We start from the raw sequence: 15,101 nt of genomic DNA on the forward strand, positions 1-15,101 counted from the left end.
TCGGGAAAATCAAGGCACAACCGTGGCGCGCGCCAGGAAAGCTTCAGCTGCAGCGCTTAAGCCAGCTCGGCGCTCTGGATCCATCTTGTCGAGCAGGCTCACCATCATCGAGAGGCGGGGGTTGGCACGGAAGAAGGTGCGGTGGTGGTCAATGAAGCGCCAGTAGAGGCCATCCCAGATCTCGCACCAGGGGCCGCGTTTGAAGTCGCCCATTTTAAGGATGTAGTTGGAGCCGCCGATGTAGGGCTTGGTGGCAAAGAGGCCGCCATCGCTCATCTGGCCCATGCCGTACACGTTCGGGCCCATCACCCATTCGTAGGAATCGAGGTAGCGCTCCATGAACCAGCGCTGCACCTCCTTGGGGTGGATCTCACACAGCAGCATCAGGTTGCTGATCACCATCAGCCGCTCGATGTGGTGGTTGTAGCCGAGGCGATTGACTCGCTCGATCGCCGCATCCAGGGGCGGCAGGCCGCTGCTGCCGTCGTTCCAGCAGGGCGCCAGCTGGCGGTGGTGGTTCCAGAAGTTGCTGATCTCCTGGCGTTCGCCATGCACCCGATCGATGCCGCGCACGAACTCGCGCCAGCCGATCAGTTGACGCAGAAACCCCTCCAGCGAGGCGATCGGCAACGCCTGTTCGCTGTCCTGTCGATCGCTCACATGCTTCAAGGTGGCGGCGATCACAGCAGCGGGCGTGAGCAGGCCGATGTTCAGGAGCGCCGAGAGCAGCGCGTGGTGGAGCGTGTCGTGCGTTCGGCTGAGGGCGTCTTCGTAGGGGCCGAACCCGTTCAGCCGGTCGTGGAGAAAGCGTTGCAGCCAGGCATCGGCGCCGGCGTGATCAAAAGGGATCCAGAGATCGCCCAGCTCGCCGGGGTTGTTCGCGAATTGGCTCTCGATCAGCTTGCGCAGTGCCGGCTCATGGCCACTGGCCCCAACGGCAGGCAGGGATGGCTCGTCATAGCCCTTCGGCAAGCGGCGCCGGTTTTCGGTGTCGAAGCTCCAGCGGCCGCCGCTGGGTGTGCCGTCGGCTTCCAGCAGCAGCCCCAGGCGTTGGCGCTGCCGTTGGTAGAAGGTCTTCATCCAGGGGCGGCGGCGGCCTTCGAACCAGGCCTGGCTCTCGGCAATCGATTCGAGGAAAGCGGGCGAAGGCAGCACGCTCAGCTGCACGCCGTGGTCCTGGCAGAACTGTTGCAGGGTTGCTTCAAAGCGGCGATCAGCGATCTCGGCCACCTGCAGGGTGTCGCCATCGCCCAGTTCCGATCGGAGCCGCTGCCAGAACGGCACAGCCAAGGAATCGGCCAGCTCGAAATAACGCACCGCCAAGCCCTGCTCAACAAGGGCATCACGGAAGCTGCGCATCGCCACGAAGGTGTGGAGCAAGCGCAACTTGTGGTAGCGATAGGCCGAAGCCACGCCGTGGTCTTCGATCATCAGCACCCGGCTGCCGGCGGCGAGCTGCAGCGCCGAAGGGCTGAACCACTCGCGGTGCAGCTGATCGCCCAGAATCAGGGTTAAGACCATCGCGTCTGGTGCGTCAGATCAGGGTCATAGCGGCGCACCTGGCGCTCCAGATCGAAGCGGCGTGGTGCTGCTCCACCGAAGCTGCGGGGATCGGAGCCCACACCAGCCAGATAGGCCCAGTTGCCCGTGTTGAGGGCGGGATGGGCGTCGATCAACCACCACTCGAAGCAGCGGGCGCCCCAGGTCCAGGGCAGACGCAGCTCGTTGATGAAGTGCGAGGCCACCCACTGGCGACCCCGGTTGGAGAGGTAGCCAGTGGCGCGCAATTCGCGCAGCTGGGCATCAATCAAGGGGTGGCCGCTCTGTGCCAGCTTCCAACGCCGAAAGCGCTCGCGGTTGGCGTCCCACTGGGGTGGTCGCTGCTGGATGCCGCCGGGGGCATGGAAGGCCGCCCCGTGGCGCTGCTCCGACCAGATGAAAAACTCACGCCAGAGCAATTCCTGCTTCATCCATTCAGAGCCCTCATCAGCGCCATGGCTGGCCTGGTAGTTGAGCAGCTCCTGCCAGATCCGCCGCACCGAGAGCGACCCGATCGCCAGGAAGGGGGAGAACTTCGAGGAGAACTCCGTGCCCACCAGTTCGTTGCGGCTGGCCTTGTAGTCGCGAAGGCCGGTGGAGTCGAACACGTAGTGCTGCAGCCGGGCGAGGGCCGTGGCTTCATCGCCGCAGAAGGGGAAGGCGCTGCGTGGATCGCATGCGCTGGGCTCGGGCGCTGGGATTGGCTGCTGCGGCTGCAGCCAGGCCTGGGGCCAAGCCTCCAGCCCAGCGCCGAGGCCTGTGAGATCGGCTGGCGGCAGCGGTGGCTGCGGAGCCTGCTGCAAGCCGCGACGGAACTCCGCAAACACCCGCGGAAACGTTTCGGCCGGGATCGGCCAATCGGCAAAAAGCCGGCTCTCCTGGCCCTGCAGCACCACAGCGGGGACGACCAGGCCACGGATCGTTTCGAGCGCTTCGGCGGTGGTGCTCTGCGGGAACTGGAGCAGGGGAATGGCCACCGCCGCCAGGTTGGCCTGCAGTGAGGCCATGGCCTCTCGCTCCAGCCGTTGTTGGTGGGGACCCCGCAGCCGCTGGCCCTCGCGCCGGCAGACCAGCACGATCAGGCGCTCACCATGCTGGCGGGCTAGGGCCGCAGCCTCGTGGAAGGCGGGCTGGTCATCGAGGCGCAGCTGCCCTTCGAGAGCCACCGCGATGGTGGTCTCACTCACCGGGGGTTACCAAGGTTTTGGACCGAGGTGATCCAGCCTGGCAAGCACAGCCGGCTGCGCTTGGGGCAGGCCGTTGGCGCCATAGCCACGCTCGATCACCAGCCTCCGGCCCGGCTCGGGCTGCCAGCAAAGCTTGACCGCCAAGGGATCGCCGAAGCGCCGCTCCAGCGCAGTGGTGAGGGTGAGGTCGGCGGTGAGCTGCCAGGAGCAACTGGCAGGGGCTTCGTCACCCTCCACCAACACAGCTCGCAGGGGCTGCGCCGGAGCGGGATCGGCAACTCCGGGACGGGCCTCCACCACGACAACCACGCTCTCAAGTCGTTCGGCGCCATGACGCACCACCACCCGGCGGCGGCGCTCGCCATCCACCAGGCAGAGCTCCATCACGGCTGGCCAGGGGCCAGTTTTGTCGGGGCCGAGGCTCCAGTGGCCCTCGGGGCTGATTGTCATCAAGTCCGGTGGGTCAACGAAACGCATCGTCGCCACCTTGCCGGTGTTCAGGTAAGTGAGAGCCGCTTCGATCTGGCCGTCTAATTCCTGCACGTGCAGGCGTGTACCGAAGCGCTCGCTCTCGAGGCCCTGGCCATCCAGGCGGATGAAGCTGCCTTCCCAGTGGCCGGCATTGTGGTCCAGCAAGTTGGCTCGGCGATTGGAGCTGGGCACTGGTTGGCGTAAGGCAGAGGGCCCTCGATGCTGGCAACCGGATGGACTCCAGCGTGGCTGGCGCAGGCATCAGCTGAGGAAAGGATCCAGGAAGCTGAGCGGCCTGGCCATCGTGGCCGAAAAGCCGAGGATGCCCGCGTCCCGATGGCTGTAGAGCAGGGTGTCGTCGACGCCCAACAGGAAGGTGCCGCCCCGCTGGGTGAGGAAGTCATCCCGTGGGACGTAGGTGCGCCAATGGCCCAGCACCTCAGCCATGTTGCGCAGCCGCATCGTGGCCAGCTCAAACGGTCGCTGGAACCCGCTCCCGCCCGCTTTGGCAAAGAAGGAACCCTTGATCGGCGGCAGCGGGCCCGCCTGGATGGTGTCGTCGTCGGCGATGCGCTGGGGAGCGCTGCGATCGCCCGTGTAACCACGCAGCACCTCGGCCAAGGTGCCCGGTGAGCCAATGCCGGCGCACATCAACAACAGGTTCGGCCAGGCACCGCCCGGCTGCTGCAAGCCTTCGTAGAGCCCCAGGGCTCGATGCAGCTGGGGTTCGGCGTTCACCAGCAGGTTCTGCAGGGGGAACCCGGTGAAGGCGCAGAACCGCTTCCGGCCCGCCTCCGCGCCGATGCCGATCGCCAGCACGGCAATGCCGGCAGACTCCAGCCGCGGCAAGGCGGGCACCAGGGCCTGGGCGTATTCGAGGCTGTCAAAATCGCCCAGCTGGGGCAGCAGCAGCACAAGCCGGCGGCGGCCCGATCCCATCCCCTCCACCTGCGCCAGCAGCTCCAGCAAGGCAGGGACCGCAACAGGCCAAGCCTCGGCCAAAGCGGGATCGACGGTGGACACGGGGCTCGGCGCACGCATGAAGCGTCCATCGTGGCGCGCCAAAGAAAGGCTGCCGCGATAGCGGCGTTGTTCCGGCAGCCTGGTGCGTACCACGAGCGACTTTGATTGGCCCTCGACCCTGGATTGCCCCCCGATCCCGCCAGCCTCCGGCCCCTGCCCACCACACCCGCCGTGAGCGGGGTGCTCGAGACCCTCTCGTTTCTGCGTGATCCCGGTTTTGCCCGCTCGCGCTTTGAGCGCTACGGCGATGTCTATGGCACCACCCTGCTTGGGCAGCGCACCGTGTTCATCCGGGGGGAGAAGGCGATCAGCGACCTGTTCGCCGGCGGCGATGCCCTCGAAGGCTGGTGGCCAGACAGTGTGCGCAAGCTGCTGGGCCCCCTGTCGCTGGCCAACCGCAACGGCGCCGATCACAAGGCCCGCCGCCGGGTGGTGGGACAGCTGTTCGCCGCGTCTGCTCTCAAGCGCTACAGCCCGGCAATCGTGGCGTTGGTCGATGACCTCAACAACGAGCTTCTCAGCGAAGAAGCGCCGCTGGCGCTGGTGCCCAAGCTGAGGCGCTTTGCCTTCAGCGTGATCGCCAGCACGGTGCTGGGGCTTGATCCCGTTGATCGCGATGCCCTGTTCGGCGATTTCGAGACCTGGTGCCAGGGCCTGTTCTCCCTGCCGTTCGCCCTGCCAGGCAGCCCCTACGCCAAAGCCCTTCAGGCCCGTCAGCGCCTGCTGCGCCGCCTCGGCGCGGTGCTCAAGAAGGCGCAAAGTGCCGCTGCAGCTGGTGAGCCTCTTGCCGCTGGCGGGCTTGATCTGCTCGCCGGTGGCCTCGATGAAGCCGGCCTACCCCTTGGCGATGACGACGTGGCCGAGCAGCTGTTGCTGTTGCTTTTTGCCGGCTATGAGACCACCGCCTCGTCCCTGAGCTGCCTGCTGCTGAGCCTTCTGCAGCATCCAGCCGAGCTGGCCTGGCTGCAGCAAGAGCTTGACGGCCTGCCCTGGCCTCCTGCGCAGGCTGAGGCCGTAACCGCCTACGACGCCAGCCGTGCGCCACGGCTCGATGCCGTGGTGAAAGAGGTGATGCGCCTGACCCCGCCGGTGGGGGGCTTCTTCCGCCGCACCCGCAAGCCGCTTGCCCTGGCGGATGTGCTGGTTCCAGCCGATCAGGTGGTGCAGGTGAGCATCACCGCCAGCCACCGGCAAGGAAGCGGCAACGAAGATCTGGAGGTCTTCCGGCCGCAGCGCCATCTCTCGGGAACCTGCACCGCCACCCTGCTGCCGTTCGGTGGCGGAGAGCGGGTCTGCCTGGGTAAGGCGCTGGCCGAACTGGAGATCAGGCTGCTTGCGGTGGGGCTGCTCAAGCAGCTGAGCTTGGCGCTGGAGCCCGATCAGGACTTCACCCTCAGGGTCATTCCCAGCCCCTCCCCAAAGGACGGCCTTTTGGTTCGGCCACACAGGCGGGCCGCCATTCTTGAAAAGGGAGCTGAACTTGGAGCGGCTGCGCTTGATGCTGACTGAGTATCGATGGCTTGCTCTGCTTTGTGGTCAGCGGCGGCGATGATTTGGATTGGCTGATGGCCTCGGATCGGGCGAAGGCCTTGGCTTGGGCGAAGGCCTTGGCTTGAATGTTGGGCTTGGCATTCTTGCTTGTAACTAGAAATCATCGCTAATGAGACTCTTAAAAGCAGGATCAATAGGATTTTGCTATTGCCTAATCGCGACCGAGCAAACCTCGTGGTTTCGATAATTTAAGCCAAGTAGGCATGTCAGTGGATTTGAGCTACAATGGTGATGAGTATATTTTGACCCATGCGAATTCTTCTCCTGGCTGGCGCGCTCCTCCTCTCCTCCCTGGCCCCGGTGGCAGAGGCAAAAACAACCAGGACTTTCTCCGGAGGAGCCCCCGCCGATGTCGAGAAGAACGCCAAGAGAGCAGGATTTGACTATCCCGACGGAGAGATGAAGTGTTCTTCAACACAATGCACGCAACGCTGGGCCCAAGAATGATTGGAGCCAGCGTGCCGTTACAACAAAGCCCTGATCAGGTTGGCTTCAAGGCCGGAATTGATCAAGCATCGTCTTGCTCAGTTCAATCTCACAGGATGTGGTGAAGATGCCATAGCCACTGCCCTGAAAGCTCAATGATTTGGCATAGGCGCAGACCTTGCGCCGTTCGCGGCGAAAGGCCTCTGCCTGCCTGATCGGATCAGGGCTGGTGCGGAAGACGTTCCTGAGGTTGTCGCGCCAGAGGCCCTGGAAATCATCTTCAGGCACGGCTTGCGCCTGTTTGGCAACGCCGCCCAAGGCCTCTTCCAGCTCCTGGTCCAGCTTCCTGAGAACCTTGACCAGACAGCGGCTTGTTTCGACCGTGGTCATGGCATCGCTGCAGGCGTCCTGTTCTGCATGGGCTGCTCCCTGCAGCGGCGGCAACAGGGCCACAAGCGTTCCGAGCAGCAGCACAAGGGGCTTCAAAGGTAGAGAGAATTTCATCAAGGCCATTCAGCGGGTCTGTCAGCGGGGCTGGTTTTATCCTGGGGCATCGCAGCTGGCAGCGACCCGCGTAGAACCACCGGGTGATCGCGGGCGCCGAAGACTGAACAGAACGGCCAACCCAAAGCCACCCAGCTGCATGGGCAACGCGTAGGACAGTCCGGCCAGCTGGGCCAGCAACCCCATACCCAAGCTGCCGGCCAAACCTCCCACACTCCCGGAGCGCTCCAGGCGGTCCCAGCCCATCGCCTTGTCCTCAGCATCGATGCTCTCGGCCAGCCCATGATCGCTTGCGGCGGCCACTCCACCCAAGGGCAGAAACAGCGCCACGGCGCCCCAGCCCGGCACAAATTGGGTGGCGAGCAACAAGGCGGCCATCAGGCCATAGCGGCCGGGAGGCGCCAAGCCAACGAACAAGCGACGCAGCGATCGGCCCAGAAGATAGGCGCTGAGAACCATGCCGAAGTCGAAGCAATTGCCGCTCCCCAACTCGCGCACCCAGAGGGCGATCATCGCGAACAGCCCCCCGAACAACATCCCCTGACCCAGGGAGGCGGCATGCAACTGATCCTGATGGGGACGCGAGCGCTGGTCCAGCTCCTGAGGAACCGGCTCTTCTGGCATCCCCGCCTCGGCCCCAGGCTCAGCACGCAGTGACACCAGCAACAGGGGCAGCAGCAGAAGCAAGGCGTTGACGTACTGGGCCAAGGCACGGCCCAACGGGAAAAGCACGCCCGTCAGCACCGTGCCGATCCATTGCCCCAGGTCACCACTCGAACGCAACTGATTCACGCTGAGGTCCGAGCCCCTGAGCAAGGTCTGCTGCATGGGCAGAACGCTGATGCGTTCACCCAGGGCGAGCAGAACGGCAGCCAGCAGAACCCACAACGGTGAACGCCCAGGAATCCCGAGGCTGGCAAGCAACAACAGCAGTACGGCTACCAGCTTGAGCAGATAGCCCGACCGCCGCCGTGGCAACGCAAACAGGGCCGGCACACTGCTGAGAGCCGGCAACATCGCGTTCATCAACGGCGATGGGGTCAGGCCACTCAGCAGCCAAGCGGTGGAGGCATAGCTCAGACTTCCTCCTGCGACAGCACTGGCCCAGAGCAGGGGACGAAATGCAGGTGACATCGCGTTAAAGTGAAACGGCGCTGAAGCCTTGGACGTTGACTTCTTCGCCATAGCGAAAAGTAACCGTCAGATCATCCTGTACCTGCCAATCTGGATTTTCTCTTCAATTTTTATGGTTTTATTATAAAGATCGATACCTTCCACAGAAGCCACTTCTCCCTGAATGCCTTGGGCTGCCATCTGCTCAACAAGTTGCTTGATGAAGGCTTCTTCAACTTTATTTTGATCAAAGCCGCTTGGAGTTAGCTTCGCAAAGAAGCGACCAATCCTTGATGCCACCACAGAACTAGGATTGCTGATTTTAATCAAGATCATTGGATCTATGCAAAGCGGTTAGCGTGGATCTTAACTCATTACTGAGCTAGTCATTGCCGGAGAGCGTTTAGCCTGTAGCGATACGCACAGATCGGCCGGCTCAGTCAAGCATTCTTGAGCGATAACACAATAAAGACTGCCTTCTTTTGAGTGTATTGATAAAAAATACATTTACGGATATTTGTCACTGTTGCAGCAAATTATTCTGGTATTGAGCAAAGACACCAGGCCTGCATTGATGCGGCAATGCCAATCAAGTTGGCAGTTTTGCAAATAGCAAGAAGTAACAAGAGCAGGCTCTGATTCCAGTTCTGGACAACAACTCCTTCACAAAGAAGCTGATGCTGGTCAGCTCAAGCTTCAGCCAACTCCAAGCTGATGGCTTTCTCCACAGCAGCTGGCAGGTTGCGCGACACAGGGCAGAGCTTCATCCGCCGACTGATGAAGGCGATGGCCACGTCATCGGCGCGGGCCAACTCCTCGGCGGGCGCTCCAGGATCAAGCGTCAGGCGGAAGTGGCCATTCACCTGCTCAAGAATCCAGTCAGAACTGGTGATCACCGTGAACGTCCCCTCCACCCGTTGCAAGGGAATGGCCCGCTCCTGGGCATTGGCCACCAGATAAAAGTGCTGGCAGAGCAACAACGAAAGCAGGTAGAGCCGGAACCCTGGTGTGCTGAGGCTTGGGTGTTGTGCTTGCCAGTCTCCGGAGTCAGCGTGGAATTCCACCAGAAGTTCATCGCTGGCAGGGTCGGCAGCACCGTGGCTGCTGCACAGCCGGAACTCAAACGTGCGTGTGCTCATGGCATGGACCTCAGGGATAGGGGAGCAGAACGGAAGCTGATCGGCGCGGCACGTTGGGCGCTGGCGGTCTGGCGGCGAACAGCCTCCATGCCACTGAGCAGGGCCGAGCCGATCAGCAGGGCCGCGAAACCGCGCCGCAGCTTGCGGTCATTGAGCCGGGGGGCCAGCCACTGGCCCAGCCCGGCGCCGATCGCCCCGCCAGCCAGCAGGGGCAGCACCAGCGGCAGGCTGGCCGCCGGCCAGTGGCCCAGGGCTTCGAGGGCCACCAGGCTGTTGGTGATGATCAGCAGCAGGCTGGTGCCACTGGCCAGCGGCATCGGCAAACCGGCCAGCAGCACCAGGGCCGGCACTAGCGCGAAGCCTCCACCAACGCCGGCAATGCCGGTAAGCAGACCCACCAACACCCCCTGGACGGCCAGGGCGGCTGGCCGGCGCAGCGTCCCGCTGGCTGAGTGGGTGCGATCATCTTCATCTGCGGCCGGGCCACGCCGGGTGAGCAGCCAGGAGGCGACCAGGGCCGCCACAGCGAAGATCCCCAGCTGCACCGGTTCGGAGATCAAGCCGGCCTTGACGAGGCTGCCGCCGATCCAGCTTCCCGCCAATGCCGGCACGCCCAACACCAGGGCGGGCCGGAGGGCCACCTGGCGGCGGCGCAGGTAAGGGCCGATGTTGGCCAGCGCCAACACAATCACAACAACCAGGGAAAGGGGAATGGCCTCCTTGGCCGGCAGCCCGGCACCGCTGATCAGCAGGGGTAACAACAGAATCGAACCACCAGCCCCGAGCACCGCCAGCAGGAAGCCGATCAGGGCTCCGCCGAGGATCAACAGCAGGGCGGTGGAGGTGATCATGCCCTCACCCGGTTCCAGGGCATGGCAGCAAGCAGGCGGGCCATGCCGCAGAAGCCGCTGACCCCGGCAAAAACAAGGCCAGCCCCCACGAAGCCAGCCAGCCAGATCCATCCCGGTGCCACGGTGCTGAGGATCACACCGAGAAGCACCAGCCCCCCGGCCGCGATCTGCACCTGGCGCATCAGCGGCAGGGGAGCGCCGCTGCGTTTGTGGATCGGCAGCCCCGCCTGCTGCCAGGCGTCGATGCCGCCGCTGAGATCGGTGAGGCGATCAGGGTGTCCCCGCCGCAACAGCTCGGCCAGTCCCTTCGCGCTGCGGTTGCCGCTCTGGCAAACCAACACCAATGGTCCCTCGGGGAGGGAGGTGCGGCCCAGCCGGGAGAGGGGAATGTTGCGGCTGCCCGGGATCGATCCGCTGCTGAATTCAACCGGCTCGCGCACGTCGACGACGCTGATCGGGTCGCTCTTGAGCTGGTCGGCCAGCTGGCGTGGGGTTTGGGAGGTCATGGCTCGTGTGGTCAAGGCAGTTGTGGTCGAGGCTGTGGGGATGAAGCGTCGGCGAAGTTGAGGGGGTAGCCATTGGCCTGCCAAGCACGCAGACCGCCGCGAAGGTTGGCCACCTGGGGACGTCCTGCCTTGAGCAGGAGCTGGGTCCCCAGAGCCGAGCGACTGCCGGAGTGGCAGAGCACCACGACGGGTTGATCCTTTGGGATCTCAGCGGTCCGTGCCTCCAGTTCGGGCAAGGGGATCAGCAGGCTGCCGGCGATGCGACCATCGGGACCATCGAATTCCTCGGCCGAGCGCACATCCACCACCACCGCCTCGCCCCGATGGCTGGCGAGCCAGGCCGGCGGCAGCTCGGGCAGGCCGGCATAACTGCGCTGGACCTGCGCCCAGGAGGCACCTCCGGCCGTTGAATCCTCGCGGGGTTTGCCGGAACGCAGATTGCCGGGCAGGGCGATGGCGATGCGGTGGGGGTGGGGCAATTTCATCGTCTCCATGTAGACGACGAAATCGCGTTCGTTGGCCTCGCCACCGAGGCGGGCGTTGAAGGCCTTCTCCTCAGCCACCGAGGTGACGCCTCGGCCGGTGTAGTCGTGGCCTGGATAAAGCAGGCAGGACTCCGGCAACGAGAGGAGTTGCTCGGTGATCGAGCGGTAGAGGGTATGGGCGTCGCCCTGCTGGAAGTCGCAGCGGCCGCAGCCCCGCACCAGCAGGGCGTCGCCACAGAAGGCCAGGCTGTGGTCGTCGAGTACAAAGCTGAGACAGCCATTGGTGTGCCCCGGTGTGGCGCGCACCTCCAGGGCCCGCTCTCCGAAGGCCACCCGATCACCGTGCTGCAGGGGCAGGCTCACGTGTTCCGCCCCGACGCTGGCGGCCAAACCGATGGCGCTGCCGGTGGCGGCGTGCATCAGCCAGCTGCCCGTCACGTGGTCGGCGTGGGCATGGGTGTCGAGGCAGGCCAGCAGCTCGATGCCCAGTTCGCGGATCAAGGAGAGATCGCGGTCGTGCTGCTCGAAAACCGAATCGATCAGCAGGCCCTGGCGGCTGCTGACATCGGCGAGTAGGTAGGTGAAGGTGCCGGTGCCGGCGTCAAAGAGCTGGCGGAAGAGCAGGGGCTGACCACCGGCTGCAGCGGCCAGGGACAGGGCGGCAGACGCTGGAGCGCGAGCAACGGCCATGGGAGAGCAACGGCAACTGCTATGAGCATAACCGCATAAAGAGCTTAGAAGCGTTTTTTTTATGAGCGCAGTGGAGTTAGGCGCCAGGGTTGACATGTTTTTGGCATAATGCTTTGAGCGTCATAAAGACCATTCATGGCCGCCGCCGATTCCATGCCCAGCCCCGAGCTCCTCGAAGAACTCAGCGGTTTCTTTCGGCTCCTGAGTGAACCGGCACGCCTGCAGTTGCTCTGCCAGCTCAAGCACGGCAAGGCCAGGGATGTGACCTCCCTGATCGAAGCCACGGGCTTCAGCCAGTCGCACATCAGCCGTCAGCTCGGCCAACTACAGCGTGCCGGCCTGATCCGTTGCGAACGTGATGGCACGCGCCTGATTTACACGGTGGCCGACCCGTTGGTGGAGGAACTCTGCAACCTGGTTCAGGGCCGCCTGAGGCAGCGCTTGGAGAAGCAACTTCGGCAGCTGCAGGCGGTCTGATCACTCCGGCTTGATCACGGCTGCTGATGCGCCAGCCCCAGCCAGCGCACCAGCGGAGCCAACGGCTTGATGAAACGACTTTCGAGCAAGCGACCCTTCAGTACCCGATTCCAGTACACCCAAGGGAACACCCGTGTTTCCACCAGCCACATGCTCCAGCGCTCCTTGGTTGGATCCACGAGGAAGGAGCTGACCGGCTGGAGCTGGTAGTCAAATTCCGCCATCACCACGCGGCCAAAACCGGTGATCAACGGGCAGGCCGTATAGCCGTCGTACTGGGCCGGTAGGGGAGCAGCATCGAGCTGGGCCAGCAGGTTGGCCACCAACACCGGCGCCTGGCCACGGATGGCGGCCAGGCTCTTGGAGGTGGGCAGAGAGCTCACATCACCGAGGGCGAACACATCGGCAAAGCGCTTGTGCTGGCAAGTGAGCCTGTTCACGTCCACCCAGCCACCCGGTCCTTTGATGGCCAGGGGACTGGCGGCCATCACATCAGGGGCCGACATCGGCGGCACCACATGCAAGAGGTCGAAGTGGATCGCCTCTTGCTGGGGCGGCTTACCTTCTGAGCTGACCTCGAAGATCGCCAGCTGTTCCTCGGCGCGCACCTCGATCAAGTTGTGGAGCAGACGGGTCTCGATCCCCCGGCGCGCCACGACGCGCTCAACCGTGGCGTTGTAGGCCTTCACCGGATAGAGATGGGCCAGGGCCGTGCAGAAGATCACCCGGGCGTTCACGCCCACACCGCTGGTGGCCTGGAAGATGTCATCGGCCAGATACATCACCTTCTGGGGAGCACCGCCGCATTTGATCGGGGTGGCAGGGTGGCTGAAAACAGCCGTACCACCCTTGAAGCTGCGGATCGCCTCCCAGGTGGTCGCGATGTGGGCGCGTGAGTAGTTGCTGATGATGCCGTAGCTGCCGAGTGCCTCCGGCAGCCCTTTGATCTGACTCCAATTGAGCTGGAGACCCATGGCCACCACCAGCACGTCGTAGCTGAGGGCTTCGCCGGCGGCCGTGATCACCCGGCGGGCCTGGGGTTCAAAACTTGCGGCGCTGCCCTGAATCCAGACAGCCCCAGCCGGGATCACGCTGGCCTCGGAACGGTGGGTCTGCTCGAGCGCCAACAGACCAGCTCCAGCCGGGATCCAGCCGGACTGGTACTCGTGGACGGCTGCGGGCTCCAGGATGGCCAGATCCAGGCCGGGCCGAGCCCGCAGCAACTGGGCCGCGACGATGAGCCCGCCGGAGCCGCCACCGACAATCAAAACCTGGAAGTGCCTTGCGCTGGAAGCAGATTCAGCCATCTCTCCATCCCGAGCTCGCCTTTAGCTCTAACCCGGCCTGGCGCGCCGTGCCGCCATTGGCACATCTGTTGATGCGTTTGTAGCCATAAGCGGGTAAGAGCCAGCCTGGCGCAGCACGGCGAAGACCAACAGCCCAGTCCCGATGCTTGCACTAGAATTGCTAGGCCTTTATGCGTTTAGAGCCATGAATTGCCTTGACCGGGGTGAGCTTCGTCCGATGCAATGGTTGCTGGGCGTCCTGCCGCTGCTGATGGCGTTGTTGCTGGGAACGTCGCCAGCCCTTGCGGCGGATACCTGGTCGCTCAGCGATCAGGCGGGCCATCGCCTCAGCGCCCAGGTCTTTGAGCAGCCTTTCCCGGAGTACCCCTCTGGCCTGCGCATCCGCTTCAACGCCCTGGATGCCAAAACAACCCTGGATCACGGGACCGATCTGGTCTTGAGCGATTCGCTGGGTCAGGAGTGGAACCTGCCCAATCGCAGCGAAGAAATCGTGCCCAGCGATGGCTCAGTGGTTCCCGCCGGATCGGCCCAGTTCGATCTCGATGCCTTGATGCCACGGCCCAGTGAAGCCCTGCCCCTCCACGTCGCCGTTCCCAGCGGCCAAGGTGTTCTTGACTTCAACCTCAGCCCCGAGCAGGTGCTGGAACTCCACGCGATGGGATCGGTTCAGCGGCGCAGCGACCTGACCTGAGCACACCGGCATGGAAGGCCCCAGCTCAGGAGCCTTCCAGCCAACTGGGCTGATCAAACTCGATGGACTGATCCGCTCATGGCCAATTGTTCGCTGATGGGATCACAGCTTGTTCTGCGGCTTCCCAGCCAACGAAACCAGGCGGGAAACCCTTGACACGATCAAAGCCCTGCAGCTGAAGGGCCATCACGGCCATGGCCGCTCGATACCCGGTTGAGCAATACACAACGACGTCTTGATCGTGCGGAACGGCATCAAGATGCCGTTCCAAGTCGCTGAGCGGAAGATTGATCGCTCCAGGGATGTGACCAACCTCATACTCCGCTGGATTACGAACATCGATAAGCATAGAATTGCCAGCTTCGATCAGGCTCTTCATGGCTGGAACCGAGCCGATCGCATGAAAATTTGCGGGCAGGAGATCAAGGTAGTGACCAACAGCTGTTTCTATTGGGGTTGGATTCACTGAAGTTGTTGGCACTGTGGTTGCAGCCGCCGTGTTAGCAGCCATGGCGATTGGATGGCTACCAATGCCAAGCAGAATAAAAGCCATCAAGGCAACGCCAAAAAGCGCTGAGGTGATCGAAGCCCAGATTTTCTGGTGGGGAACAGTGTTCATGCGCTCAGCAACTTTTGAACATTGGCGAAGCCAGTAAAAGCCTGCCAGCGATTCCAGCAGCACCGCCCCACCCCCGTCAGCACGGGGTAGACAACGTTAAGGGCGAAAGGCATCGGACTTGAGCGGAGGTCGTGGACCCGCAAAAGCGGCCTCCACCCGATTCTGGCTGGTAGATCCATCAAAATCCATCGCTGAATCGGCAGCGATCCTGGAGATCCCCTCCTGCCAGGCCGGCATCGTCGTACTGGCTGCCGTGGCAAAGGCAGATGAACTTCCCTGGCGCCGAATCCCAAGGCACGACGCAGCCCAGGTGGGTGCGGATGGCGTTGATGCCGTAGCCGTTGATGGCATCGCCGCCCTGATGGCTGTTGAGCCAGCCAGCGGCCGTGATTGGGCTACCCAGCTCGTCGCGGACCATCACTCCCCCGCCGCCGGCCGCCGAACGGGGCGGAATGAAGAACCGGCCCGTGAGTTCAAAATCAGGTGGTGGTGGCGACCACCGAAATCCAGCCACAGTGTCCA

General features: G+C 63.5%; 16 protein-coding genes and 1 pseudogene. 3 read left to right on the forward strand and 14 right to left on the reverse strand.

The genetic code is table 11. The annotated features are described in order from the left end of the window. Positions 1-9: 9 nt before the first annotated feature. From ACXMDM_RS11650 to ACXMDM_RS11665, 4 genes are all read right to left on the reverse strand, one after another. A complete protein-coding gene (locus tag ACXMDM_RS11650; protein ID WP_071799716.1) occupies positions 10-1,521 on the reverse strand; it encodes a cryptochrome/photolyase family protein in 1,512 nt (503 codons plus the stop codon). Further along, positions 1,512-2,726 (reverse strand): FAD-binding domain-containing protein, encoded by a 1,215-nt coding sequence (locus tag ACXMDM_RS11655; protein ID WP_071799717.1) that lies wholly within the window; start codon positions 2,724-2,726, stop codon positions 1,512-1,514. Before ACXMDM_RS11655 ends, ACXMDM_RS11650 begins: the two co-directional genes overlap by 10 nt. A gap of 6 nt (positions 2,727-2,732) precedes the next feature. Then, positions 2,733-3,389, reverse strand: coding sequence for a DUF3598 family protein (locus ACXMDM_RS11660; RefSeq protein WP_071799718.1), 657 nt, complete (start codon positions 3,387-3,389; stop codon positions 2,733-2,735). 69 nt (positions 3,390-3,458) lie between these two features. Continuing rightward, a complete protein-coding gene (locus tag ACXMDM_RS11665; protein WP_071801817.1) occupies positions 3,459-4,136 on the reverse strand; it encodes an AhpC/TSA family protein in 678 nt (225 codons plus the stop codon). 207 nt (positions 4,137-4,343) lie between these two features. Between ACXMDM_RS11665 and ACXMDM_RS11670 the strand changes: the two genes are divergently transcribed. Further along, a complete protein-coding gene (locus ACXMDM_RS11670; RefSeq protein WP_162922889.1) occupies positions 4,344-5,729 on the forward strand; it encodes a cytochrome P450 in 1,386 nt (461 codons plus the stop codon). A gap of 534 nt (positions 5,730-6,263) precedes the next feature. On the opposite strand, the gene ACXMDM_RS11675 is transcribed toward ACXMDM_RS11670, so the two are convergent. The 7 genes from ACXMDM_RS11675 to ACXMDM_RS11705 all read right to left on the reverse strand — a co-directional run bounded on the left by ACXMDM_RS11675 (position 6,264) and on the right by ACXMDM_RS11705 (position 11,485). Beyond that, entirely contained in the window at positions 6,264-6,701 is a 438-nt protein-coding gene (locus ACXMDM_RS11675; RefSeq protein WP_186437656.1) for a lysozyme inhibitor LprI family protein, read from the reverse strand. 36 nt (positions 6,702-6,737) lie between these two features. Beyond that, positions 6,738-7,835 carry a hypothetical protein gene (locus tag ACXMDM_RS11680; protein ID WP_071799719.1) on the reverse strand — a complete coding sequence of 366 codons (1,098 nt, stop codon included), beginning with the start codon at positions 7,833-7,835 and terminating at the stop codon, positions 6,738-6,740. Between the two features lie 66 nt (positions 7,836-7,901). Beyond that, the gene (locus ACXMDM_RS11685; RefSeq protein WP_071799720.1) at positions 7,902-8,150 is read right to left on the reverse strand and encodes a DUF8653 family protein; all 249 of its coding nucleotides are present in this window, start codon (positions 8,148-8,150) and stop codon (positions 7,902-7,904) included. Between the two features lie 353 nt (positions 8,151-8,503). Then, positions 8,504-8,953 carry a hypothetical protein gene (locus ACXMDM_RS11690; protein ID WP_259723013.1) on the reverse strand — a complete coding sequence of 150 codons (450 nt, stop codon included), beginning with the start codon at positions 8,951-8,953 and terminating at the stop codon, positions 8,504-8,506. Then, positions 8,950-9,804: a sulfite exporter TauE/SafE family protein gene (locus ACXMDM_RS11695; protein ID WP_071799722.1), complete on the reverse strand. Its 855-nt coding sequence runs from the start codon at positions 9,802-9,804 to the stop codon at positions 8,950-8,952. Before ACXMDM_RS11695 ends, ACXMDM_RS11690 begins: the two co-directional genes overlap by 4 nt. After that, positions 9,801-10,310 carry a rhodanese-like domain-containing protein gene (locus tag ACXMDM_RS11700; RefSeq protein WP_083544311.1) on the reverse strand — a complete coding sequence of 170 codons (510 nt, stop codon included), beginning with the start codon at positions 10,308-10,310 and terminating at the stop codon, positions 9,801-9,803. Before ACXMDM_RS11700 ends, ACXMDM_RS11695 begins: the two co-directional genes overlap by 4 nt. 11 nt (positions 10,311-10,321) lie before the next feature. Next, complete coding sequence (locus tag ACXMDM_RS11705) at positions 10,322-11,485, reverse strand: rhodanese-like domain-containing protein (RefSeq protein ID WP_071799723.1); 1,164 nt, start codon at positions 11,483-11,485, stop codon at positions 10,322-10,324. Positions 11,486-11,638: 153 nt separating this feature from the next. Between ACXMDM_RS11705 and ACXMDM_RS11710 the strand changes: the two genes are divergently transcribed. Beyond that, positions 11,639-11,962, forward strand: a complete 324-nt coding sequence (locus ACXMDM_RS11710; RefSeq protein WP_071801821.1) for an ArsR/SmtB family transcription factor — start codon at positions 11,639-11,641, stop codon at positions 11,960-11,962. Between the two features lie 14 nt (positions 11,963-11,976). On the opposite strand, the gene ACXMDM_RS11715 is transcribed toward ACXMDM_RS11710, so the two are convergent. Beyond that, positions 11,977-13,269, reverse strand: a complete 1,293-nt coding sequence (locus ACXMDM_RS11715) for an NAD(P)/FAD-dependent oxidoreductase (RefSeq protein ID WP_071799724.1) — start codon at positions 13,267-13,269, stop codon at positions 11,977-11,979. A gap of 184 nt (positions 13,270-13,453) precedes the next feature. On the opposite strand from ACXMDM_RS11715, the gene ACXMDM_RS11720 reads away from it, so the two are divergent. After that, on the forward strand, positions 13,454-13,960 hold the full coding sequence (locus ACXMDM_RS11720; protein ID WP_162922813.1) for a DUF3122 domain-containing protein: 507 nt from the start codon (positions 13,454-13,456) through the stop codon (positions 13,958-13,960). A 76-nt stretch (positions 13,961-14,036) separates the two neighbouring features. On the opposite strand, the gene ACXMDM_RS11725 is transcribed toward ACXMDM_RS11720, so the two are convergent. Further along, a complete protein-coding gene (locus ACXMDM_RS11725; protein ID WP_259734974.1) occupies positions 14,037-14,579 on the reverse strand; it encodes a rhodanese-like domain-containing protein in 543 nt (180 codons plus the stop codon). 229 nt (positions 14,580-14,808) lie between these two features. After that, a pseudogene (locus ACXMDM_RS11730) lies at positions 14,809-15,039 on the reverse strand (Rieske (2Fe-2S) protein); the annotation flags it as partial. Positions 15,040-15,101 lie beyond the last annotated feature (62 nt).

It is taken from the genome of Synechococcus sp. CS-603 (genome assembly GCF_977929215.1).